The sequence below is a fragment of the Streptomyces sp. NPDC004065 genome (genome assembly GCF_044903565.1).
In the GTDB taxonomy this organism is placed as follows: domain Bacteria; phylum Actinomycetota; class Actinomycetes; order Streptomycetales; family Streptomycetaceae; genus Streptomyces.
This window is the reverse complement of the sequence record NZ_JBJDQT010000018.1, coordinates 86280-109819: the sequence shown is the minus strand read 5'-3', so window position 1 is coordinate 109819 and position 23540 is coordinate 86280. Positions and strand designations below refer to the sequence as shown.

Annotated in this window: 21 protein-coding genes; 2 read left to right on the top strand and 19 right to left on the bottom strand. The window is 71.5% G+C overall.

Translation table 11 applies throughout. The features are described 5' to 3' along the window. Positions 1-102: 102 nt before the first annotated feature. The 3 genes from ACI2LW_RS20080 to ACI2LW_RS20070 all read right to left on the bottom strand — a co-directional run bounded on the left by ACI2LW_RS20080 (position 103) and on the right by ACI2LW_RS20070 (position 4543). Positions 103-2679 (bottom strand): ATP-binding protein, encoded by a 2577-nt coding sequence (locus ACI2LW_RS20080; RefSeq protein WP_404732547.1) that lies wholly within the window; start codon positions 2677-2679, stop codon positions 103-105. A gap of 546 nt (positions 2680-3225) precedes the next feature. Further along, entirely contained in the window at positions 3226-3549 is a 324-nt protein-coding gene (locus ACI2LW_RS20075; RefSeq protein ID WP_404732546.1) for an STAS domain-containing protein, read from the bottom strand. 145 nt (positions 3550-3694) lie between these two features. Beyond that, positions 3695-4543 (bottom strand): 3-hydroxyacyl-CoA dehydrogenase family protein, encoded by an 849-nt coding sequence (locus ACI2LW_RS20070; protein WP_404732545.1) that lies wholly within the window; start codon positions 4541-4543, stop codon positions 3695-3697. A 247-nt stretch (positions 4544-4790) separates the two neighbouring features. Between ACI2LW_RS20070 and ACI2LW_RS20065 the strand changes: the two genes are divergently transcribed. Together ACI2LW_RS20065 and ACI2LW_RS20060 are read left to right on the top strand one after the other, a co-directional pair. Continuing rightward, a complete protein-coding gene (locus ACI2LW_RS20065; RefSeq protein ID WP_404732544.1) occupies positions 4791-5363 on the top strand; it encodes a cob(I)yrinic acid a,c-diamide adenosyltransferase in 573 nt (190 codons plus the stop codon). A 319-nt stretch (positions 5364-5682) separates the two neighbouring features. Further along, complete coding sequence (locus ACI2LW_RS20060; RefSeq protein WP_404732543.1) at positions 5683-7512, top strand: glycosyl hydrolase family 18 protein; 1830 nt, start codon at positions 5683-5685, stop codon at positions 7510-7512. Positions 7513-7632: 120 nt separating this feature from the next. Here the strand turns inward: ACI2LW_RS20060 and ACI2LW_RS20055 are convergent, their stop codons facing one another. From ACI2LW_RS20055 to prfA, 16 genes are all read right to left on the bottom strand, one after another. Further along, positions 7633-8079: a DUF2550 domain-containing protein gene (locus tag ACI2LW_RS20055; protein ID WP_404732542.1), complete on the bottom strand. Its 447-nt coding sequence runs from the start codon at positions 8077-8079 to the stop codon at positions 7633-7635. Positions 8080-8208: 129 nt separating this feature from the next. Further along, on the bottom strand, positions 8209-8586 hold the full coding sequence (locus ACI2LW_RS20050; RefSeq protein ID WP_404732541.1) for a F0F1 ATP synthase subunit epsilon: 378 nt from the start codon (positions 8584-8586) through the stop codon (positions 8209-8211). A 141-nt stretch (positions 8587-8727) separates the two neighbouring features. After that, positions 8728-10164: a F0F1 ATP synthase subunit beta gene (gene atpD, locus ACI2LW_RS20045; RefSeq protein WP_404732540.1), complete on the bottom strand. Its 1437-nt coding sequence runs from the start codon at positions 10162-10164 to the stop codon at positions 8728-8730. Continuing rightward, a complete protein-coding gene (locus tag ACI2LW_RS20040) occupies positions 10165-11082 on the bottom strand; it encodes a F0F1 ATP synthase subunit gamma (protein ID WP_404732539.1) in 918 nt (305 codons plus the stop codon). A gap of 21 nt (positions 11083-11103) precedes the next feature. Continuing rightward, positions 11104-12696 (bottom strand): F0F1 ATP synthase subunit alpha, encoded by a 1593-nt coding sequence (atpA, locus tag ACI2LW_RS20035; RefSeq protein WP_404732538.1) that lies wholly within the window; start codon positions 12694-12696, stop codon positions 11104-11106. Between the two features lie 140 nt (positions 12697-12836). Further along, the gene (locus ACI2LW_RS20030) at positions 12837-13658 is read right to left on the bottom strand and encodes a F0F1 ATP synthase subunit delta (protein ID WP_404732537.1); all 822 of its coding nucleotides are present in this window, start codon (positions 13656-13658) and stop codon (positions 12837-12839) included. Continuing rightward, positions 13655-14200, bottom strand: a complete 546-nt coding sequence (locus ACI2LW_RS20025; protein ID WP_404732536.1) for a F0F1 ATP synthase subunit B — start codon at positions 14198-14200, stop codon at positions 13655-13657. The genes ACI2LW_RS20030 and ACI2LW_RS20025 overlap by 4 nt, the downstream gene beginning before the upstream one ends. A gap of 41 nt (positions 14201-14241) precedes the next feature. Continuing rightward, positions 14242-14466, bottom strand: a complete 225-nt coding sequence (atpE, locus tag ACI2LW_RS20020) for an ATP synthase F0 subunit C (protein WP_397659511.1) — start codon at positions 14464-14466, stop codon at positions 14242-14244. 74 nt (positions 14467-14540) lie between these two features. Further along, positions 14541-15362: a F0F1 ATP synthase subunit A gene (atpB, locus tag ACI2LW_RS20015; RefSeq protein ID WP_404732535.1), complete on the bottom strand. Its 822-nt coding sequence runs from the start codon at positions 15360-15362 to the stop codon at positions 14541-14543. A gap of 225 nt (positions 15363-15587) precedes the next feature. Beyond that, positions 15588-16025: a hypothetical protein gene (locus ACI2LW_RS20010; RefSeq protein WP_404732534.1), complete on the bottom strand. Its 438-nt coding sequence runs from the start codon at positions 16023-16025 to the stop codon at positions 15588-15590. A gap of 299 nt (positions 16026-16324) precedes the next feature. Next, positions 16325-17713 carry an MraY family glycosyltransferase gene (locus tag ACI2LW_RS20005; RefSeq protein ID WP_404732533.1) on the bottom strand — a complete coding sequence of 463 codons (1389 nt, stop codon included), beginning with the start codon at positions 17711-17713 and terminating at the stop codon, positions 16325-16327. 145 nt (positions 17714-17858) lie between these two features. Further along, positions 17859-19097: a serine hydroxymethyltransferase gene (glyA, locus tag ACI2LW_RS20000; RefSeq protein WP_404732591.1), complete on the bottom strand. Its 1239-nt coding sequence runs from the start codon at positions 19095-19097 to the stop codon at positions 17859-17861. A gap of 1016 nt (positions 19098-20113) precedes the next feature. Further along, on the bottom strand, positions 20114-20791 hold the full coding sequence (locus ACI2LW_RS19995; protein ID WP_404732532.1) for a protein-tyrosine-phosphatase: 678 nt from the start codon (positions 20789-20791) through the stop codon (positions 20114-20116). Further along, on the bottom strand, positions 20788-21435 hold the full coding sequence (locus tag ACI2LW_RS19990) for an L-threonylcarbamoyladenylate synthase (protein WP_404732531.1): 648 nt from the start codon (positions 21433-21435) through the stop codon (positions 20788-20790). The genes ACI2LW_RS19995 and ACI2LW_RS19990 overlap by 4 nt, the downstream gene beginning before the upstream one ends. 73 nt (positions 21436-21508) lie before the next feature. Further along, positions 21509-22348, bottom strand: a complete 840-nt coding sequence (gene prmC / locus ACI2LW_RS19985) for a peptide chain release factor N(5)-glutamine methyltransferase (protein WP_404732530.1) — start codon at positions 22346-22348, stop codon at positions 21509-21511. Between the two features lie 92 nt (positions 22349-22440). Then, a complete protein-coding gene (gene prfA / locus ACI2LW_RS19980) occupies positions 22441-23508 on the bottom strand; it encodes a peptide chain release factor 1 (RefSeq protein ID WP_404732529.1) in 1068 nt (355 codons plus the stop codon). Positions 23509-23540 lie beyond the last annotated feature (32 nt).

The following is a 23540-nucleotide window of genomic DNA, read 5'->3' as shown; positions in this document are numbered from 1 at the left end:
CGGCCCCCGCTGTGTGGTGCGCGCGTGTGCCGCGGCGCGGTGAGCGCCGTGCGGTGCCTTGGCGTGCGGTGCGTGCCGCGTCGTGTGCGCCGTCGCGGCGGCTCAGATGACGGCCTCGCCCGAGCTGCTCGGAGAGCCGCTGCCCTCGCCACCGGTGCTCGCGGGGGCGCTGGAGACGGCGGGGGCGCTGGAGGTGGCGGGGCCGCTGGCCGAGTTGGACCCCGAGGGGCTCGTCGACTGCGACGGCGTCGGTGTCGGCGAGGGGGTCTGCGACTTCGACGGGCTCGGGCTCGGCTTGGAGCTCCTGGACGGCGAGGTGGACGGCTCGGACGGCGTCGACGGCCTGGCCGTCGGCGACTTCGGCGGCCGGACCGTCGTACCGCCACCGCCGCCGGACCCCCTGGTCCCGGTGGGGCCGGCCGAGGGCCGTGCAGGGCGGGCGGGCGGCGTCGGGTCGTCCGACGTGCCGTAGGTGCCGTCGGGGCCCGGGTTGGTGGGGCGGCTGGTCGCCGTGCCGGTGTCGCCGTCGCCGCCGTCGTCCTTCTTCGGCGTGTCGGCGCCCAGGCCGCCGTCGTCCAGTTCCTGCCCGGCCGACGGGTTGACGTTCACCTTGTCGGAGGGGTCGTCGGCGTCGTTGTGGGAGGTGGCGCCGAGCGTCACCACGGTGCCGAGGACGGCGGCGAGCAGCGCGCCCGCGCCGGCCGCCACCAGGTTGCGCCGGGCGAGCCCGCGCAGGCCGACCCGGTGCCTGGCCGGGGCGTCGGCGGAGGAGCCGTACGGCGTGGACGGCGCACCGGCGGCCACGGGCCGGCCGATCAGCGTCGTGGTGTCGCCGGGCGGCAGGAGGGCCGGGAACGGCGCCGGCACCCCGCCGGACGGCGAGGCCGGCTCCTCGGTGCGGGCGCCGGGCACCTCCTCGCCCGCGCCCGTGCCGAGGGCCGGCGCGGCGGCCGGGCCCAGGGCCGTGCCGGAGCGGTCGGCGACCAGGGCGAGGGCGCGGCGGCCCGCGACGGTGCCGCGCTTGTCGGACAGGGCGCCGCGCAGGCCGATGGAGGCCTCCAGTTCGGCGCGGGCACGGTCCAACTGGTTGCCGCACAGCGCCAGGGCGCCCAGCTCGTGGTGGAAGTACGCCTGCTCGGCGACGTCCCCGGCCAGCCGGGACGCCTCGGTGCCGCAGCGCAGCACGCGTTCCCAGGCGCTCCAGTTCAGGCCCGCGGCGAACGCGGGCGCCGCGGTGCGGGCGAGGGCGACGGCGGTGGCCTCCTCGTCCCCCTCGGGCGGCGTGGTGGCCGGCACCAGCACGTTGAGCGCGGCGAGCAGGGCGTCCGCCTCGGCGGACACCCGCTCGGGGGTGACCGAGGGGTGTCCGGCCCACCAGGCGTAGTGCCGGGCGACGGTGAGGGCCTGGGCCTCGGCGTCCTCGCCGTAGCCGGCCGCCTCCAGCTGGGTGAGCACCCCGGCGGCGAGCCGGTAGCGGGCGCCCACCGGGGAGACCAGGCCGCAGCTCGCCAGCTCGCCGAGTGCGGCGTCGGCGTGGGTGTCGCCCACCAGCGCGGGCAGATGGGCCTGGTGGGGCACCTCGCCGCCGAGGGCGACGGCGAACCGCAGGGTGGCGCGGGCGGAGGCGCTCAGCCGCCGGGCGAGCAGCGGAGCGGGCGCGGCGGCCTCGCCGAGCGAGGGCAGCGGTACGTCGCCGCCGTCGCCGCTGTCGATCACGGCGTCCGCGGGCGGCGCGTCCTCGAACACGCCGAACTCGTCGACGGCGTTGGCCGCGGCCCGCAACTGGTCCTGCTGGCGCAGCAGGGCGCCGGCCTGGACGAAGCGCAGCGGCAGTCCCTCGGACTCGAACCAGAGGTCGCCGGCCCAGTTGGACTCCTCCTCGGTGAGCACCCGGCCCACGGCGCGCTCGATGAGCTCGACACCGCCGGCCCGGTCGAGACCGCCGAGGACGACGTCCTCGACGCCGGACTCGGCGGAGGGGGCGGGCACGTCCGGGGTGGCGCTGAACAGGAAGGCGCACTCGGGGGTGGCGTCGAGCAGTTCGTCGAGGGCGCCGCCGCCGAACTCGAGGTCGTCGACGACGACGACCGCGCCGATCTCCCGGACGTGCTCCAGCAGCTCGTCCTGGCCGGGCCGGTGCAGCGGGGCGTGGTAGACGGCGCGGAAGAGGTCGTGCAGCAGGTCGGCCGTCGTGCGGCGGTGGCCGGTGAGGCGGACCACGCCGTCGGGGGCGAGGTCCGCGCAGTCCTCGGCGACGAGGTCGAGGAGGCTGGTGCGGCCGGAGCCGCCCGGGCCGGTCAGGCGCACGGAGCGGCCGCGGGCGAGCAGGCGTACCAGCTGCTCGCGTTCGTCCTGCCGCTCCAGCAGCGGCTGGGCGGACGGCGCGGGGCCCGCCGGGGCGGGCGGCCTGGCGGCGCGCTCGGCCTCGGCGCGCTCGGCCTCCGTGTACTTGCGCGGCCTCTCGGGACGCTGCCCCGGCGGGCAGGCCTCGATCTCGCTGCCGTCGACGGGGTTGACGGTCAGCAGGAAGTCGCCGCTGACGAGCTGGACCGTGCGCGCCAGTGCGGGCGCGTACTGTCCGAAGTCCGGTGAGAGGGATTCCCTGGGCGGGCGCCGGCCCGGCACGTGGCCTTCGCCGTCATGGCCCATGTCCTCGGGTTCCCGGGTGTTCGGGTCCATAGGTTCCAAGCCCCCCAAAAGCGTCGTGTGCTGACACGGGCCAGCCCCTCCCGGCCTTGCCGCTCACCGCGCTGTCGCTTCTGGTCCGGGCCCGCTCGAGGGTCGCATGGCAGCGGGCGACCGAACCCTAAACCTTCGCACAGTATCTACGACAGTCCGGGGTACCGCGCCGTCCGAGACATCACGGTCTCATGAGGATTGCACGCGTCGTACGGTTCGGCGACGGGGGTCCGGGTCTCCCCTGTCGCCGGGTTCACACCCGTACGGAGCGATGCGTTCCGCGGGCGCGGGCGAGTTGGCGGCGGGCCCGCGGCGAACTCGTCGCGGACCGGGGGCGGGGCGGCGGCGGACCGGGGCCAACCGGTGGCGGGCGGGTGCGGGCCGGTCGGGCCCGTGGCGGGCGCGGGCGGGGCCGGTGGGGGCGCGGCGGGCTGGGGGCAGGGCGCGCGCAGCAGGTGGCGCGCCTCGGCAGGTGGCGCGCCTCGGCAGGTGGCGCGCCTCGGCAGGTGGCGCGCCTCGGCAGGTGGTGCGCCGCGGCGGCGGGCGTCAGACGCGGGGCAGGGAGTCGGCCCCGATACCGCCCTCGATGGCGAGGATGCGGTGCAGCCGGGTGGCCACCAGCAGGCGCTGCATCTGCGGCGGCACGCCGCGCAGCACCAGCCGCCGGCCGCAGCGGCCGGCGCGCCGGTGGGCACCCATGATCACACCGAGTCCGGTGGCGTCCCACGAGTCGAGCTCGGACAGGTCGAGCACCAGGTCGCCGACGCCGTCGTCGACGGCCGAGTGCAGGACCGTGCGGGCGTCCGCCGCGCTGCGGACGTCGAGGCGGCCCCCGACGACCAGCTCGGCGTGGTCGCCCCTGATGTGCATATGCGCTCCCCGTGAATGCGGTGGCGTGCTCCGTGACGGTGGCTGTGCAACGTCTGACTGCTTCTGTGGCGATACGGTTGCTGCTTGTAAGCGAACCGATACCGAATTCACCCCGAAGAGTGAGTGCGGTGACGCCCGTGCGGTCTCAGTGCTTGTAGAAGCCCTGCCCGCTCTTGCGCCCGATGTCACCGGCGTCAACCATCCGGCGCATCAGCTCGGGCGGGGCGAACTTCTCGTCCTGGGTCTCGGTGTAGATGTTGCTGGTGGCGTGCAGCAGGATGTCGACGCCGGTGAGGTCCGCGGTGGCCAGCGGGCCCATGGCGTGGCCGAAGCCCAGCCGGCAGGCGAGGTCGATGTCCTCGGCCGTGGCGACGCCCGACTCGTACAGCTTGGTCGCCTCCACGACGAGCGCCGAGATGAGACGGGTGGTCACGAAGCCGGCCACGTCCCGGTTGACCACGATGCAGGTCTTGCCGACGGACTCGGCGAACTCCCGCGCGGTGGCGAGCGCTTCGTCGCTGGTCTTGTAGCCGCGGACGAGCTCGACGAGCTGCATCATCGGCACCGGCGAGAAGAAGTGCACGCCGACGACCCGCTCCGGGCACTCCGTCGCGGCCGCGATCTTGGTGATCGGGATGGCGGAGGTGTTGGAGGCCAGGACCGTGTCCTCGCGCACCAGCTTGTCCAGGGTCCGGAAGATCTCGTGCTTGACGTCGAGCTTCTCGAAGACCGCCTCGACCACGACGTCCGCGTCGGCTGCGGCGTCCAGGTCGGTGGTCGCGGTGATCCGGGCGAGGGCGGCCTCGGCGTCCTCGGCCGCCAGCTTCCCCTTGCTCACGAACTTGTCGTACGACGCCTTGATCCCGTCGGTGCCACGCCTCAGTGCCTCGTCGGTGACGTCCCGCAGGACGACGTCCCAGCCCGCCTGCGCGGAGACCTGGGCGATGCCGGACCCCATGAGACCGGCTCCGATGACGGCGAGCTTCCGTGCCACTCCGACTCCCCTTTGAACGACTGCGCGAGCGACGACCTGCGAGCGCTTACACGCTGTTTACGTATGGCTCCACGGCGGACATTAGCGCTCGCGCGGCGCCCTGTGACCGGTAAGTAATGCGCGTCACGTCTCAGATGACGGACATCACACCCCCAGGCGTCACTGGCCGCCCCGGACGGCGTAGTTGGGCGGAAGGTGCCCCCTTGGCCCCCCTTCCCTCCGGGCGGGGCGCAACTAGGCTGGCCGCATGGTCAATCTGACACGCATCTACACCAGGACCGGCGACAAGGGCACGACCGCCCTGGGTGACATGAGCCGGGTCGCCAAGACCGACCTGCGGATCTCGGCGTACGCCGACGCCAACGAGGCGAACGCGGTGATCGGCACGGCGATCGCGCTGGGCGGTCTCGCACAGGAGGTCGTCGAGGTCCTCACCCGGGTGCAGAACGACCTGTTCGACGTGGGCGCCGACCTGTCCACGCCGGTGGTGGAGAACCCCGAGTTCCCGCCGCTGCGGGTGGAGCAGTTCTACATCGACCGGCTGGAGGCGGACTGCGACCGCTTCAACGAGCGGCTGGAGAAGCTGCGCTCCTTCATCCTCCCCGGCGGCACTCCGGGCGCGGCCCTGCTCCACCAGGCGTGCACGGTGGTCCGCCGCGCCGAGCGGTCCACCTGGGCCGCGCTGGAGGTCCACGGCGACACGATGAACCCGCTGACCGCCACCTATCTCAACCGCCTCTCGGACCTCCTGTTCATCCTGGCCCGCATCGCCAACAAGGACACCGGTGACGTCCTGTGGGTCCCGGGCGGGGAGCGCTGAGCCCAGCCGCTCCCGCGCCACCCGCACCACGCGCACCGCCAGCACCACCTGGACCAACCGCGCCGCCACCCGCACCAGCTGCGCCGCCACCCACACCGCGCTCCCACAGCACCCACGCCGACGCCCGCCGCTTCCGCGGCGGGCGTCCTGCTATGTCAAACCGTGCCCCGTACAAGGGAGTTGGGGACCAGGATTCCTCCCCATCAGACTGGTCCAGACCTATTGACCTGTGGTCCAGACCTTTCTACTCTCACAGCACCGTGGGCATGGAGGCTCAGTCATGCCCTCGTCAACCAACCCTGACAAGGGAGGGCGCAGCATGCGCTTCAGACACCGAGCCGCGGCAGGGTTCGCGACCCTGTTGCTCCCCCTGGCCGGTCTGGTCGGCCTCGCCGCCGCCCCCGCCCAGGCCGCGGGCACCGCCACCGCCACCTACACCAAGACCAGCGACTGGGGCACCGGCTTCGGCGGGCAGTGGACCGTCAAGAACACCGGGACCACGGCGATCAGCTCCTGGACCGTGGAGTGGGACTTCCCCTCCGGCACGTCCGTCACCTCCGCCTGGGACGCCGACGTCACCTCCTCGGGCAACCACTGGACCGCGAGGAACAAGTCGTACAACGGCTCCATCGCCCCGGGCGCCTCGGTGTCCTTCGGCTTCAACGGCGCCGGCTCCGGCTCCCCCGCCAACTGCACGCTCAACGGCGGAAGCTGTGACGGCGGCCCGAGCGTCCCCGGCGACAACCCGCCCTCCGCGCCGGGCACCCCGACCGCGTCGAACATCACCGACACCTCGGTGAAGCTGTCCTGGAGCGCGGCCACCGACGACAAGGGCGTGCAGAACTACGACGTCCTGCGCGACGGCAGGAAGGTCGCCACCGTCACCGCCACCTCGTACACCGACAGCGGGCTGACCGCCGGCACCGACTACTCCTACACGGTGCAGGCCCGCGACACCGCCGGCCAGACCGGCCCGGTCAGCGGCCCGGTCGCCGTGCACACCACCGGAGGCGGCACCAATCCCCCGCCCACCGGCGACAAGGTCCGGCTCGGCTACTTCACCGAGTGGGGCATCTACGGCCGGAACTACAACGTCAAGAACCTGGTGACCTCGGGATCCGCCTCCAGGATCACGCACATCAACTACGCCTTCGGCAACGTCACCGGCGGCAAGTGCGCGATCGGCGACTCCTACGCCGACTACGACAAGGCGTTCACCGCCGACCAGTCCGTCAGCGGCACCGCCGACACCTGGGACCAGCCGCTGCGCGGCAACTTCAACCAGCTGCGGCAGCTCAAGGCGAAGTACCCGAACATCAAGGTGCTGTGGTCCTTCGGCGGCTGGACCTGGTCCGGCGGCTTCGGTGAGGCGGCCAAGAACCCGGCGGCCTTCGCCCAGTCCTGCTACGACCTGGTGCACGACCCGCGCTGGGCGGGCGTCTTCGACGGCATCGACATCGACTGGGAGTACCCGAACGCCTGCGGTCTGTCCTGCGACACCAGCGGGGCGGCGGCCTTCAGGAACCTGATGGCCGCGCTGCGCGCCAAGTTCGGCTCCTCCGCCCTGGTCACCGCGGCGGTCACCGCGGACGGCTCGGCCGGCGGCAAGATCGAGGCCGCCGACTACGCGGGCGCCGCACAGTACCTCAACTGGTACAACGTGATGACGTACGACTTCTTCGGCGCCTGGGACGCGCAGGGCCCCACCGCCCCGCACTCCCCGCTCACCTCCTACAGCGGCATCCCGAAGGCCGGCTTCACCACGGCCGACGCGATGGCCAAGTTCAAGGCGATCGGCGTGCCGGCGAACAAGCTGCTCATCGGCATCGGCTTCTACGGCCGCGGCTGGACCGGCGTCACCCAGGACGCCCCGGGCGGCACGGCCACGGGCCCGGCCGCCGGCACCTACGAGCAGGGCATCGAGGACTACAAGGTGCTCAAGACGTCCTGCCCGGCCACCGGCACCGTCGCGGGCACGGCCTACGCCCACTGCGGCGGCAACTGGTGGTCCTACGACACTCCCGCCACCATCGCCTCCAAGATGAGCTGGGCGAAGTCCCAGGGTCTGGGCGGCGCGTTCTTCTGGGAGTTCAGCGGTGACACCGGCAACGGAGAGCTGGTGAGCGCCATCAACAGCGGGCTGAGCTGAGCCGAACGCGGCACCGCGGCCCCACTCGCGCCGCGGGCGGATCCCACCGGGTCCGTCCGCGGCGCTCTTCACGCCCGCCGCGACGGAAACTCTGTCCCCCGACGGGCCCGGGACGCCGCCCTACGCGACGTTCACCCTCTGTCCCGGCGGGGCGGCTTCCAGCCAGGCGAGGAAGCCGGTCAGGGCGTCCTCGCTCATGGCGAGCTCCAGGCGCGTGCCCCGGTGCCGGCAGGCGAGGATCACGGCGTCGGACAGGAGCGCCAGTTCCTCCTCGCCCTCGGGCAGCCGCCGGCCGGCCACCTCGATGGACGCCCGCTCCAGCGTGCGGCGCGGCCGGGGGGCGTAGGAGAACACGCGGTACCACTCGACGCGGTCGCCGTTGTAGCGGGCGACGCCGTAGCTCCAGCCCTTGCCGCTGGTGTCGGTCCGCTCCGGCACGTCCCAGCGCAGGCTGCAGTCGAACGTGCCGCCGGAGCGCTGGATCAGTCTGCGCCGCAGACCGAAGACGAACAGTCCCACCACCACGAGCGCGATCACTACTCCGCACACACTCAGAGCGAGGACCATCGGCACCGACCTCCTCGTCTCCTAGGTAATGGAACGGAAAAAACACCCACATCTGCCTCAGCCGCGGCCGGTACCGGATTGCTCCGGTACCGGCCGCGGCTGAGAGACGTCATCGCATGCTTACTGCGTTCAGCGCACCGCCGTGGCGGCGCGCAGCCGGACGGACGCGCGGCGCTCGGCCAGGGCGTCGGCCTCCGACTGGGCGCGTTCGAGCGCCCGCTCCGCGCGCTGGACGTCGATCTCTTCCGAGAGCTCGGCGATCTCCGCCAGCAGCGACAGCTTGTTGTCCGCGAACGAGATGAAACCGCCGTGCACCGCGGCGACGACCGTCGCACCTTCACTCGTACGGATGGTCACCGGGCCCGATTCCAGCACACCGAGCAGCGGCTGGTGACCGGGCATGACGCCGATGTCGCCGGACGTGGTGCGCGCGACGACCAGGGTGGCCTCGCCGGACCAGACCTTCCGGTCGGCCGCGACCAGCTCGACGTGCAGCTCAGCAGCCAAGGGTGGCTCCTCGGGTCACCACCCGGCGGAGGTGCCGGGTGTGGGTCGATTCTAGTGGGCGTGGCGGAAGGGGCGGACACGGCCCCGCGGGGAAGGCCCCCGCGAGGGCTCGTCCCCGCCCCTTCCGGACGAGCACGGGGCTCAGGAGACGCCCAGCTCCTTCGCGTTCTTCTTCAGGTCCTCGAGACCACCGCACATGAAGAACGCCTGCTCGGGGAAGTGGTCGTACTCGCCGTCGCAGATCGCGTTGAACGCGGCGATCGACTCGTCGAGCGGCACGTCCGAGCCGTCCACACCGGTGAACTGCTTGGCCACGTGGGTGTTCTGGGACAGGAAGCGCTCCACACGACGGGCCCGGTGGACGACGAGCTTGTCCTCCTCGCCGAGCTCGTCGATACCGAGGATCGCGATGATGTCCTGGAGGTCCTTGTACTTCTGCAGGATGTTCTTCACGCGCATGGCCGCGTTGTAGTGGTCCTGCGTGATGTAGCGCGGGTCCAGGATCCGGGACGTGGAGTCCAGCGGGTCCACGGCCGGGTAGATGCCCTTCTCCGAGATCGGACGGGACAGCACCGTCGTCGCGTCGAGGTGGGCGAAGGTGGTCGCCGGGGCCGGGTCGGTCAGGTCGTCGGCGGGGACGTAGATCGCCTGCATCGAGGTGATCGAGTGACCGCGGGTCGAGGTGATGCGCTCCTGGAGGAGGCCCATCTCGTCGGCCAGGTTCGGCTGGTAGCCCACCGCGGACGGCATCCGGCCGAGCAGGGTGGAGACCTCGGAGCCGGCCTGCGTGAAGCGGAAGATGTTGTCGATGAAGAACAGCACGTCCTGCTTCTGGACGTCGCGGAAGTACTCGGCCATGGTCAGGCCGGCCAGCGCGACGCGCAGACGGGTGCCCGGCGGCTCGTCCATCTGGCCGAAGACCAGCGCGGTCTTGTCGATGACGCCCGACTCGGACATCTCCTCGATGAGGTCGTTGCCCTCACGGGTGCGCTCGCCGACACCGGCGAACACGGAGACACCGTCGTGGTTGTTGGCGACGCGGTAGATCATCTCCTGGATGAGCACCGTCTTGCCGACGCCGGCGCCGCCGAACAGACCGATCTTGCCGCCCTTGACGTACGGGGTCAGCAGGTCGATGACCTTGACGCCGGTCTCGAACATCTCGGTCTTCGACTCGAGCTCGTCGAAGTTCGGCGCCTTGCGGTGGATCGGCCAGCGCTCGCCGTCGTACTCGGCGTCGACGTTCAGCACCTCACCGAGGGTGTTGAACACCTTGCCCTTGGTGAAGTCGCCGACCGGGACGGAGATGGACGCGCCCGTGTCGGTCACCGGGGCCTGGCGGACCAGGCCGTCGGTGGGCTGCATGGAGATGGTGCGGACCAGGCCGTCACCCAGGTGCTGGGCGACCTCCAGGGTCAGCGTCTTCTTCTCGCCCTCGTTCGCCGGGTCGGCGACCTCGACGTGCAGGGCGTTGTAGATCTCCGGCATCGCGTCGACGGGGAACTCCACGTCGACGACCGGGCCGATGACCCGGGCGACGCGGCCCGTAGCCGTCGCGGTCTCAACAGTGGTGGTCATTTATCGGTCACTCCCCGCGGTCGCGTCGGCCAGGGCGCTCGCGCCACCGACGATCTCGCTGATTTCCTGGGTGATTTCGGCCTGGCGGGCCGCGTTGGCAAGACGGGAGAGCGTGTTGATCAGCTCGCCCGCGTTGTCGGTGGCCGACTTCATCGCGCGCCGCGTGGCGGCGTGCTTGGAGGCGGCCGACTGGAGCAGCGCGTTGTAGATGCGGCTCTCGACGTAGCGCGGCAGCAGGGCGTCGAGGACGTCCTCCGCCGACGGCTCGAAGTCGTACAGCGGCAGGATCTCGCCCTTGGGCGCGGCCTCGGCCGCGACCTCGTCGAGGCGCAGCGGCAGCAGCCGGGAGTCGATCGCCGTCTGCGTCATCATCGAGACGAACTCGGTGTAGACGATGTGGAGTTCGTCCACGCCGCCGTCCGCCGTGTCCTTCTCGATGGCCTCGATCAGGGGCGCCGCGACCTGCTTGGCGTCCGCGTACGAGGGCTCGTCGGTGAAGCCCGTCCACGACTCCGCGACCTTGCGCTCACGGAAGTTGTAGTGGGCCAGACCGCGCCGGCCGACGATGTAGGTGTCGACCTGCTTGCCCTCGCGCTCCAGGCGCTCGGTCAGCTGCTCCGCGGCCTTGATGGCGTTGGAGTTGAAGGCGCCGGCCAGACCGCGGTCGCTCGTCAGGAGCAGGATCGCGGCACGGGCCGGGTTGTCCGCCTCCGTGGTCAGCGGGTGCCTGGTGTTCGAACCGGTGCCGACCGCCGTGACCGCGCGGGTCAGTTCCTGCGCGTACGGCGTGGAGGCCGCCACCTTGCGCTGCGCCTTGACGACGCGCGAGGCGGCGATCATCTCCATCGCCTTGGTGATCTTCTTGGTCGCGGTGACGGATCGGATGCGACGCTTGTAGACCCGGAGCTGGGCTCCCATGAGTCAGGTCCCTTCCTTACGTCACTTGGCGGCAGCGGCCGGGGTGTCCTCGCCGAGCAGCTTGCCGTCGCTCGTCTCGAACTGCTTCTTGAACTCCGCGATCGCCTCGGCCACGGCCTGCAGGGTGTCGTCGGACATCTTGCCGCCCTCCTTGATGGAGGTCATGAGGCCCTGCTCCTTGCGGTGCAGGTACTCCAGGAGCTCCTTCTCGAAGCGGCGGATGTCGGCGACGGGGACGTTGTCCATCTTGCCGGTGGTGCCGGCCCACACGGAGACGACCTGGTCCTCGGTGGCCATCGGCTGGTACTGGTCCTGCTTGAGCAGCTCGACCATGCGCTGACCGCGCTCCAGCTGGGCCTTGGAGGCGGAGTCCAGGTCGGAACCGAAGGCGGCGAACGCCTCCAGCTCACGGAACTGGGCGAGGTCGACGCGGAGGCGGCCGGAGACCTGCTTCATCGCCTTGTGCTGCGCGGAACCACCGACTCGGGAGACGGAGATACCGACGTTCAGCGCGGGGCGCTGACCGGCGTTGAACAGGTCCGACTCCAGGAAGCACTGGCCGTCGGTGATGGAGATGACGTTGGTCGGGATGAACGCCGAGACGTCGTTGGCCTTGGTCTCGACGATCGGCAGACCGGTCATCGAGCCCTTGCCCATCTCGTCCGAGAGCTTCGCGCAGCGCTCCAGCAGCCGGGAGTGCAGGTAGAAGACGTCACCCGGGTAGGCCTCGCGGCCCGGCGGGCGGCGCAGCAGCAGCGACACGGCGCGGTAGGCGTCGGCCTGCTTCGACAGGTCGTCGAAGATGATCAGGACGTGCTTGCCCTGGTACATCCAGTGCTGGCCGATGGCGGAACCGGTGTAGGGCGCCAGGTACTTGAAGCCGGCCGGGTCGGACGCCGGGGCGGCGACGATGGTCGTGTACTCCAGCGCGCCGTTCTCCTCCAGCGCGCGGCGGACCGACGCGATGGTGGAGCCCTTCTGGCCGATGGCGACGTAGATGCAGCGGACCTGCTTGTTCGGGTCGCCGGTGCGCCAGTTGTCGCGCTGGTTGATGATCGTGTCGACGGCCAGGGCGGTCTTGCCGGTCTGGCGGTCGCCGATGATCAGCTGACGCTGACCGCGGCCGATCGGGGTCATGGCGTCGACGGCCTTGTAGCCCGTCTCCATCGGCTCGTGCACCGACTTGCGCTGCATGACCGTGGGGGCCTGCAGTTCGAGGGCGCGGCGGCCCTCGGTCTCGATCTCGCCGAGGCCGTCGATCGGGTTGCCGAGCGGGTCCACCACGCGGCCGAGGTAGCCCTCGCCCACGGCGACGGACAGGACCTCGCCGGTGCGGGTGACCGGCTGGCCCTCCTCGATGCCGCTGAACTCACCGAGGACGATGGCACCGATCTCGCGCTCCTCGAGGTTGAGGGCGAGGCCGAGGGTGCCGTCCTCGAACTTCAGCAGCTCGTTGGCCATGGCCGAGGGCAGGCCCTCGACCTTCGCGATGCCGTCGCCGGCAAGGGTGACCGTACCGACCTCCTCGCGCGAGGCCGCGTCCGGCTTGTACGACTGGACGAAGTTCTCCAGCGCGTCCCGGATCTCCTCCGGCCGGATCGTGAGCTCCGCCATCTGGGTTCCCTGCTCTCCTTGTTGGGCCCGAAGTTTCACTTGGGGGGTGATTCACGAGTCGCGGGACTCCCCCCAATAAGAGGTGAATCCTCTGCACGGCCCAACCAGGGCCGTCGTGTACGTCTTGTGTTGAGTTGCTGCTAGCTCGCCATGCGCCGGGCGGCGTCCTCGAGCCGGTCCGCGAGCGAGCCGTTGATGACCTCGTCGCCGACCTGCACCCTGATCCCGCCGATGACCTCGGGGTCCACGTCGAGGTTGAGGTGCATACGGCGGCCGTAGAGCTTCGCGAGAGCCGCGCCGAGGCGCTGCTTCTGCGTGTCGCTCAGCGGCACCGCCGAGGTGACGACGGCGACCATGCGGTCCCGGCGCTCGGCGGCGAGCTTGGACAGGGACTCCAGTCCCGACTCCAGGCTACGTCCCCGCGGCGCGGTCACAAGGCGCGTCACCAGACGCTCGGTGCACGCCTTGGCCCGGCCGCCGAGCAGCCGGTGCAGCAGCTCGGTCTTGGCCGCGGGGCTCGCGGCCTGGTCGGTCAGCGCCGCGCGCAGCCCGCTGCTGGAGGAGACGATCCGCCCGAAGCGGAAGAGCTCGTCCTCCACGTCGTCGAGCTCACCGGCCCGCTCGGCGGCGGTGAGGTCGGCGATGTCCGCCAGCTGCTCGAGCGCGTCCACCAGGTCGCGGGGCTGCGACCAGCGGGAGCGCACCATGCCGGCCACGAGGTCGACGGTCTGGCCGCCGACCTGGCCGCCGAGCAGGCGCTGGACCAGCTGGGCCTTGGCCTCGCCGGACTGCGCCGGGTCGGTGAGGACCCGGCGCAGGCCGGCCTCGCGGTGGAGCAGCGCGGTGACGGCCGCCAGCTCGTCGGCGAGCCGAACGGCGTCCACCGAGGTGGCGTCGGTCAGCGCGTCCAGACGCTCACGTGCGGCGGTCAGTGCCTCGCGGCTGGCTCCGTGCGCGGTCATCGAGCCGCCTCTGCCTTCTCCTCGAGCTCGTCGAGGAAGCGGTCGATCACGCGGCTCTGCCGGGCGTGGTCCTCGAGGGACTCGCCGACGAGCTTGCCGGCCAGCTCGGTGGCCAGCCGGCCGACGTCCTGGCGCAGCGCGGACGCGGCGGCCTTGCGGTCGGCCTCGATCTGCGCGTGACCGGCGGCGACGATCTCCTCGCGCTGACGCTGGCCCTCGGCCCGCATCTCGGCGATGAGGGCGGCACCCTGCTCCTGCGCCTCCTGGCGCAGTCGCGCGGCCTCGTGCCGGGCCTCGGCGAGCTGGGCCTTGTACTGCTCGAGGACGCTCTGAGCCTCGGTCTGCGCGGCCTCGGCCTTCTCGATACCGCCCTCGATGGCCTCACGCCGCTCTTCCAGAACCTTGTTGATGTTCGGGAGGAGCTTCTTGGCGAGGAAGCCGAAGACGATGACGAAGGCGATCAGGCCGATGACGAGCTCGGGGATCGGCGGGACAAGGGGGTTCTCCTTGCCCTCTGCCGCGAGCTGAACCAGGGGGTTCACATCAGTGCCTTTCGTCCTGGGGTGCTGGGTAGCTGTCCGGCTTAGTAGACGAACGGCATGACGAGGCCGATGAGGGCCAGCGCCTCACAGAACGCGAAGCCGAGGATCTGGTTGGCGCGGATCAGACCGGCGGCCTCGGGCTGACGGGCCAGAGCCTGGGTGCCGTTGCCGAAGATGATGCCGATGCCGACGCCGGGGCCGATGGCAGCAAGGCCGTAACCCACGGAGCTGAGGGAACCGGTGACGGCGGCGAGGGTCTGGGACATGCCAGTTCTTCCTTCTCTTTGCGGACCGGTGGGGGTTGGCCACCGGACGAATCGGGGGTGGGAGCCGGGGGTGCTCAGTGGTGCTCGGCGAGCGCGCCCTGGACGTAGCTGCAGGCCAGGAGGACGAAGACGTACGCCTGGACGGCCTGGATGAAGAGCTCGAAGAGGGTCATCACGAGGACCATCACGAACGAGACGCCGGCGTAGGCGATGCCGATGCCGTTCAGCAGGTACCAGCTGGCGATGGTGAACAGCAGCAGCAGCGTGTGGCCCGCGAACATGTTCGCGAAGAGCCGCACGGCGTGGGTGAACGGCCGGACCAGGATGTTCGAGAAGAACTCGATGGTCATCGACAGCGGCAGCACCGGGCCGATGGAGGGGTCGTAGCCCGTGACGTTCTTGAAGAAGCCGACGAAGCCGTGCCGCTTGAAGGTCAGGATGATCCAGGTGAACCAGACGATCAGCGCGAGCACCAGCGGGTACGAGATGATCGCGGTCACCGGGAACTGCGCCAGCGGGATGATCGACCAGAGGTTCATCATCCAGACGAAGAAGAACAGCGACACCATGAAGGGCACGTACTTCTCGCCCTCGCGCTTGCCGATGGTCTCGTAGACGATGCCGCGGCGCACGAAGTCGTAGGCGGCCTCGCCGACCATCTGGACCTTGCCGGGAACGACCTTCGGCTTGCGGAAGGCGGCCCAGAAGAAGGCGACGATGACGATCGAGCCGAGCAGCGCCAGCAGCATCGTCTTGTTGAAGTACAAGTTGCTGTCCCCGTCACCCCACAGGGGCTCGAACAGGAACGAGTGCAGGCCCGGAGCGGGGAAGCCACAGCCGCTGAAGATGTGGCAGTCGGTCTCGAAGGCGAGCACCTGCGTCGGGTCAGCACTCACCGCGGACTCCTTCTGCGTGGCGCATGGGTACGGCAACCTCGTTGTGTCGGCGCGGCACACGGCCGCGGGTCGGCACCGGACTGGTGTTACGGATGTGGGGGCGGCCGGGGGGCATCGAGCCTCGCGATCGAGCAGGCGCCGGCTCAGCTGCCCGCGCCCGCGATGCCGCAGTTGGCACCGGACGATAGCAGGAGAACTCCGCCGTCTTTATCCCGGCCCTACCCCTCACGACGAGGACCCCGTCCTCTCGGGCTTCTCACTCTTCTCCGAGTCCGGCTCGACGTAGAAGATCTTGGCCTTCATGTGCGCCCGCGCCTGCGCGGCCATCCACACGACGGTCGCGATGACGAGCGAGAACGCGAACGCCCTCGGGTTGAAGAGCGAGGTGCCCTTGAAGAGGGCCACGAAGATCATGAGCAGCAGGAGTTGGGCGACGTAGAGCATGAGGCCCATGGCCTGGAACAGCTGCGGCAGGGTCCTCGCCGTCCACTGCAGCACGTACAGGCCGATTCCCATGAACGCGATCGCGAGCAGCACGCCCACGGCGGCGCCGAGCGCACCCTTGCCGCCGGCCACCGCACCGCTGACCGCGACCGCGACCACGCCGACGGTCGCCGTGGGCACGGCGATCGGCACCAGGTTCCGGACGTCATTGGACGGCATGGCGGCAACTCCGCTTTCACAGGGGGCAGGGGTGTCGTCATGGACGAGCGTAGTCCCGGCTTGGAGAGAGGAACCTCAAGACCTGAGGCCCTTGGCACTGGGGTCCTTCGGCTCTGTCCGGGTTCTCGTGAACGGTATCACAAACTATTTGATGAGGTCTTTACCTGGTGGATGTGCTCGATGTCACGCATGAGAGTGACCGCGCCCGTCTGTGCAAAAAGCGGGCCGAATTGTCTGGTATGGGGGAGTTCGCACCCCCATGAGTCGGCAACGCTTTAGTCAGATTCTTACCTTGGGCGTCAGCGCGACGTTTCGGCCTTGCGCCCGTCGAGAAGCCGCGAACGGGGTCCCGCGGCGGTCGCTCCGTTGACTCCCGCCACACCGGCCGCGACCGGCGCGGAACGCCCGTGCGCCCCGCGGGCCGCGTGCGCGTCATGGGCGCCACCGGCCTCGTGTCCCTCCCCGGCGGCCGCCGCGGGCGTGGCGGCGCCCGGAGCCGTGGCCGGCACGGCGGCCGCCCGGCGGCGCCGGTAGCGCGGCGGCACGAACCGCTCGGCCCAGCGCGGGGTGCGCGGGGTGAAGCGCGGCAGCAGGAGCAGCACCAGGCCGATGAAGCTCAGGAAGACGATGCCCAGGACGATCCACATGGACGCGGAGTTGACCGAGTAGGCCAGCGCGCCGAAGCCGATCAGCGCCGCCCAGAAGTACATGATCAGCACGGCCCTGCTGTGCGAGTGGCCGATCTCCAGCAGGCGGTGGTGCAGATGGCCGCGGTCGGCGGCGAACGGGGACTGCCCGCGCCAGGTGCGGCGCACCACGGCGAACACGAAGTCCGCGGTGGGGATCGCGATGATCGTCAGCGGCATCAGCAGCGGGATGTAGACCGGCACCATCTGGTGCACCGTGTTGCGCTCGGACCCGGAGAACAGCTTCATCACGTCCGGGTCCACCTGGCCGGTCACGGAGATCGCGCCGGCGGCCAGCACCAGGCCGATGAGCATGGACCCCGAGTCGCCCATGAAGATCCGCGCGGGGTGCATGTTGTGCGGCAGGAAGCCCAGGCACATGCCCATCAGCACGGCCGCGAAGAGGGTGGCCGGGGCGGCGGCCTCGATGCCGTACGAGTACCAGATCCGGTACGTGTACATGAAGAACGCGGCGGCCGCGATGCACACCATGCCGGCGGCCAGGCCGTCCAGTCCGTCGACGAAGTTGACCGCGTTGATGGTGATGACCACCAGGGCCACGGTCAGCAGGGTGCCCTGCCACTGGGTCAGCGCCACCGTGCCGACGCCCGGGACCGGCAGCCAGAGGATCGTCAGGCCCTGCATGACCATCACACCGGCCGCGATCATCTGGCCGCCCAGCTTGATCAGGGCGTCGATCTCGAACTTGTCGTCGAGGACGCCGATCAGCCAGATCAGCGCGGCGCCCGAGAGCAGCGCCCGCGGCTCGTTGGACTTCTCGAAGACCTCGTTGAGGTTGGTGAGGTGGTCGGCGACCAGCAGCCCCGCGCACATGCCGAAGAACATCGCGATCCCGCCGAGCCGGGGCGTGGGCTCCCGGTGCACGTCGCGCGCCCGGATCTGCGGCATCGCCCCGGCCACGATCGCGAACTTCCGCACCGGCCCTGTCAGCAGGTACGTCACCGCGGCCGTGATGCAGAGCGTCAGCAGATATTCACGCACGGGCTTCCCCACAGGTCTCGCTGGCCATCTCAGCCCCACACCCTAGCGACGCAGGCATATGTATGGGGACTTCCGGGTAGCGACGATGGTTGCACGCCTGCCTGTGCGGGCGGCCGGCCGGGTACGACGGTACGCCTACCCCGCCTCAGCCGGGGTAGGGCGGGAATCCACCGGTGAACTCGCGCACGTCCGCGCGGGCCCGCGCCCCGTCGATCTCGCCGCGCAGCACCTTGCCGAACAGCACCGCGATCCACTCCATCTCCTCCTGGCGCATGCCCTGGGTGGTCACCGCCGCCGTGCCCAGGCGCAGCCCGCGGGCGTCGGTGTGGGGCAGCGCACAGCAGTCCAGGACCATTCCGGCGGCGGCCAGCCGGCCGCGCGCGGTGCGGCCGTCCACGCCGAGCGGGGCGGGGTCGGCGGTGATCAGGTGGGTGTCGGTGCCCCCGGTGGTCACCGCGAGGCCCTCGACGGCCAGCGACGCCGCGAGCACCCGCGCGTTGGCGACGACCTGCCGGGTGTACGCGCCGAAGGCCGGCCTGGCCGCCTCGCCGAAGGCGACGGCCTTGGCGGCGATGGTGTGCATCTGGGCGCCGCCCTGGGTGAAGGGGAACACCGCCCGGTCCACGCGCTCGGCCAGCTCGCTGCCGCACAGCACCATCCCGCCGCGCGGGCCCCGCAGCACCTTGTGGGTGGTCGCGCACACCACGTCGGCGTACGGCACCGGGCTGGGCGCCACTCCCCCGGCGACCAGGCCGATGGGGTGCGCGGCGTCCGCGATCAGATAGGCGCCCACCTCGTCGGCGACCTCGCGGAAGAAGGCGTAGTCGATGTGGCGCGGGTAGGCGATCGACCCGCACACGATCGCCTTGGGACGGCGGGTCCGGGCCAGGGTGCGCACCTGGTCGTGGTCGATGAGGCCGCTCTCGGCGTCCACGCCGTAGCCGACGAAGTCGAACCAGCGGCCGGAGAAGTTGGCGGGCGAGCCGTGGGTGAGGTGGCCGCCGTAGGGCAGGCCGAGGGCGAGCACGGTGTCGCCGGGCCGCAGCAGGGCCGCGTAGGCGGCGAGCACCGCCGACGAGCCGGAGTGGGACTGCACGTTGGCGTGCTCGGCGCCGAACAGGGCCTTGGCGCGCTCGATCGCGAGGCGTTCGGCCACGTCGACGATCTCGCAGCCGCCGTGGTGCCGCGCGCCGGGGTAGCCCTCCGCGTACTTGTTGGCCAGCGGTGAGCCGAGGGCGGCGAGCACCGCGGGCGAGGTGAAGTTCTCGGCGGCGGTCAACTGCAGGGTCGTGGACTGCCGGTCGAGCTCTCCGAGCAGGAGGCCGGCCACTTCAGGGTCCTGCCGCCGCAGGACATCGACCTCGAGTGCGGGGATGACCGGCATGGTGGGCTCCGGGCGGTCGACGGTGACGTACGACCAATGTAGGCCCGCCACCCGGCCCCCGCGCGGCTGTTCCCCCGTCCCGGCTACACCACGGCACCACACGCCCCAGGCCCCCGACAGACCCCCTCCCCAGCCCGCCGCACCGCCCGAACCCCCACGACGGCACGCCCCCGACGCCCACACCCGCACACCGCCCCACGGTGCCACCGGCCCGCCGGCCCCAGACAGCCAGACCCCCAAACCGCCGGGCCGCCGGGCCCCCCAGACCGCCGGGCCAGGCCGCCGACCGCCGCCCGAAGAGGCCACCGACCCGCCGGGCCCCTGGGCCCCAGACCACCGACCCGCGGGGCCACCGGGCCGCAAGGCCGCCGGACCGCCAACTCCCTGGGCAGTGAGGCCGCCAGGCATCCGGACCGCGGGGCCACCGGCCCGACGAGCCCCTGGGCCCATACAGCCAGGCCCCCAGACCACCGAGCCGCGAGACCGCAAGGCCCCAGACGACCGAGCCGCGGGGCCACCGGGCCGCAAGGCCGCCGGACCCCAAGCTCTCTGGGCCGTGAGGCCGCCAGACCCCCAGACCACCGAGCCACGAGACCGCAAGGCCCCCAGGCATCCGGACCGCGGGGCCACCGGCCCGCGAGCCCCTGGGCCCCATACAGCCAGGCCCCCAGACCACCGGGCCGCGAGGCCGCAAGGCGCCGCCAGGCCGCAAGGCCACCGGACCCCTAGACCCCTCGGCCCCAGGCCCCCAGACCGCCGGGCCAGGCCGCCAGACCGCAAGGCCTCAGGACCCCTGGGCCCCCGGGCCCCCGGGCCGCCGGGCCGCAAGGCCTCAGGACCCCCGGGCCCCCGGGCCGCAAGGCCACCGGGCCGCCAGGCCCCCAGACAGCCGGACCACCGGGCCGCAAGGCCGCAGGACCCCCAGCCCCCTCGGCCCCAGGCCGCCGGACCCCCAGCCCCCTGGGCCGCAGGGCCACCGGCCCCCGCGGTCGCTCCAGGCCGCGGGGCCGCCGGGATCAGGCGCGGGAGCGGACCCCCGTCAGTGCTGTCACCACCGGGTCCAGGGCCTGGTGTATCTCGTCGCCGATCGACCGGAAGAACGTCAGCGGCGCGCCGTAGGGGTCGTACACCTCGTCCGCCTCCGCCGTGGGGGCCAGGAGCCACCCGCGTAGAGCCGCCGCGGCGCGTACCAGGGCTCGCGCGCGCTCCACCACGCCGTCCTCCAGCGGAGGCAGCGTCGCGGGGTCTATCGCCTTCACCAGCCGGGTGAACTCCTTCAGCGTGAAGGTGCGCAGGCCCGCCGAGTGGCCCATGGAGATCACCTGGGCGCGGTGGTCGCGGGTCGCGGTCAGCACCAGATCGGCCCTGATCACGTGCTCGTCCAGCAGTTCGCGGCCGGTGAAGCCGGAGGCGTCCGCGCCGAAGTCGGCGAGGACCGCCTCCGCGTTGGCCTCCATGGGCGCGCCCTCGTGGCCCCAGGTGCCCGCGCTCTCCACGATCAGCCCGCAGCTGCCCGCCCCGCCCAGCCGGTCGGCCAGGAAGTGCCGGGTCAGCCGCTCGGTGATGGGTGAGCGGCACACGTTGCCGGTGCTGACGTGGAGGATGCGGAAGGTGTCGCCGGGCGGGCCCGGCTGGACCGGGATCACCCCGTCTCCCCCCACGCCTATGCCACGCCCCGCGTCAGGGGCCGTCAATTGGCCACCTCGAGGTCGGGTACGACCTTGCGCAGCTCCTCCGGCGACAGCGCGCCCTCACGCAGCAGCACCGGCACCCGGCCGGTGACGTCGACGATGGAGGACGGCACGTTGCCAGGGGTGGGCCCGCCGTCGAGGTAGACGGAGACGGAGTCGCCGAGCATGTCCTGCGCGGCGTCGCAGGTCTCCGGCGCCGGGTGGCCGGTGAGGTTCGCGGACGAGACGGCCATCGGGCCGACCTCGGTGAGCAGTTCGATGGCGACCGGGTGCAGCGGCATGCGCACGGCGACCGTGCCCCGGGTGTCGCCGAGGTCCCACTGCAGGGACGGCTGGTGCCGGGCGACCAGGGTGAGCGCGCCCGGCCAGAAGGCGTCGACGAGTTCCCAGGCCGCCTCGGAGAAGTCGGTGACCAGGCCGTGCAGCGTGTTCGGGGAGCCGATGAGGACGGGCGTGGGCATGTTGCGGCCCCGGCCCTTGGCGGCGAGCAGATCGGCGACGCCCTCGGAGGAGAAGGCGTCGGCGCCGATGCCGTACACCGTGTCGGTCGGCAGCACCACGAGTTCGCCCCGGCGGACGGCGGACGCGGCCTCGCGCAGACCCGTCGCGCGGTCGGTCGCGTCGTTGGTGTCGTATCGCCGTGCCATTGTCAGCGGGCCTCCTCGTACACGTACTGCTGGCTTGAAGTCCTGGTGGGGCCGGCCGGCGGCCGTGCGGGGCTCACGGCATCGCCCTGCGGGCGGTGGCGAACCGGGGCCGGTTGTTGAGGTCGGGGTGGTCCGCGGCGTCCGCCCAGCCGCGCTCCTCGGTGAAGATCCACGGCACCTGGCCGCCCTGGGTGTCGGCGTGCTCGATCACCACGACACCGCCGGGCCGCAGCAGCCGGTGCGCGGTGCGCTCCAGGCCGCGGATCAGGTCGAGGCCGTCCTCCCCCGAGAACAGCGCCATCTCGGGGTCGTAGTCACGGGCCTCCGGAGCGACGTACTCCCATTCGGTCAGCGGGATGTACGGCGGGTTGGAGATGACCAGGTCGACCTGGCCGTCGAGGTCGGGGAACGCGGTCAGGGCGTCGCCCTGGCGCAGCTCGACCCTGCTGCCCTCCACGTTCTTGCGGGTCCAGGGCAGCGCCTCCTCGCTCAGCTCCACGGCGTGCACGCGCGAACGCGGCACCTCCTGGGCGAGGGCGAGCGCGATGGCGCCCGAGCCGGTGCACAGGTCCACGATGCACGGCTCGACCACGTCCATGGCCCGTACGGCGTCTATGGCCCAGCCGACCACCGACTCGGTCTCCGGGCGCGGTACGAACACCCCCGGGCCGACCTGGAGCTCCAGGTACCGGAAGTAGGCGCGCCCGGTGATGTGCTGGAGCGGCTCGCGCTGCTCGCGCCGGGCGACGACCTCCCAGTACCGGGCGTCGAAGTCGGCGTCCCGCACGGTGTGCAGCTGTCCCCGCTTGACGCCGTGCACGAACGCGGCGAGCTCCTCGGCGTCGTTGCGCGGCGAGGGCACGCCGGCGTCGGCCAGCCGCTGGGTGGCCTGCGCCACCTCGGCGAGCAGCACGCTGCGGGGGCTTGGGGGCCGCCCCCCGAAATCTTGCTGCACGCTGGTCCTCCGGTACTCGTACGTGCTACGTGCCTACGCGCCTGCGTGCCTTACGCGGCCGCGAGCTTGGCGGCCGAGTCCGCGTCCACGCAGGCCTGGATCACCGCGTCGAGGTCGCCGTCCAGGACCTGGTCCAGGTTGTACGCCTTGAATCCGACGCGGTGGTCGGAGATGCGGTTCTCCGGGAAGTTGTAGGTGCGGATCTTCTCGGAGCGGTCGACGGTGCGGACCTGGCTGCGGCGGGCGTCCGCGGCCTCCTTCTCCGCCTCCTCCTGCGCCATGGCGAGAAGCCTGGAGCGCAGGATACGCATCGCCTGCTCCTTGTTCTGCAGCTGGCTCTTCTCGTTCTGGCAGGAGGCCACGACTCCGGTGGGCAGGTGCGTGATGCGCACCGCGGAGTCGGTGGTGTTGACGGACTGGCCGCCGGGCCCGGAGGAGCGGTAGACGTCGATGCGGAGGTCGTTGGGGTTGATCTCCACGTCCACCTCCTCCGCCTCGGGGGTGACCAGCACGCCCGCCGCGGAGGTGTGGATACGGCCCTGGGACTCGGTGGCCGGCACCCGCTGCACGCGGTGCACGCCGCCCTCGTACTTCAGCCGCGCCCACACGCCCTGTCCGGGCTCGGTCTGCCCGCGGGCCTTCACCGCGACCTGGACGTCCTTGTAGCCGCCCAGCTCGGACTCGGTGGCGTCGATGATCTCGGTCTTCCAGCCGGCGCGCTCGGCGTAGCGCAGGTACATGCGCAGCAGGTCGCCGGCGAACAGCGCCGACTCGTCGCCGCCCGCGCCCGCCTTGATCTCCAGGATGACGTCCTTGTCGTCGCTGGGGTCGCGCGGGACGAGCAGCAGGCGCAGCTTCTCGGTCAGCTCCTCGCGCTGCCGGTCCAGCTCCTTGACCTCGGCGGCGAAGTCCGGGTCGTCGGCGGCCAGTTCACGTGCGGTCTCGATGTCGTCGCCGGTCTGCCTCCAGGAGCGGTAGGTGGCGACGATCGGGGTCAGCTCGGCGTAGCGCTTGTTGAGCTTGCGCGCGTTGGCCTGGTCGGAGTGGACCGACGGGTCGGCGAGCTTCTTCTCGAGATCGGCGTGCTCGGCGACGAGTTCCTCGACGGCCTCGAACATCTTGCGGCTCCTGTACTGCCTGTACTGCGGGG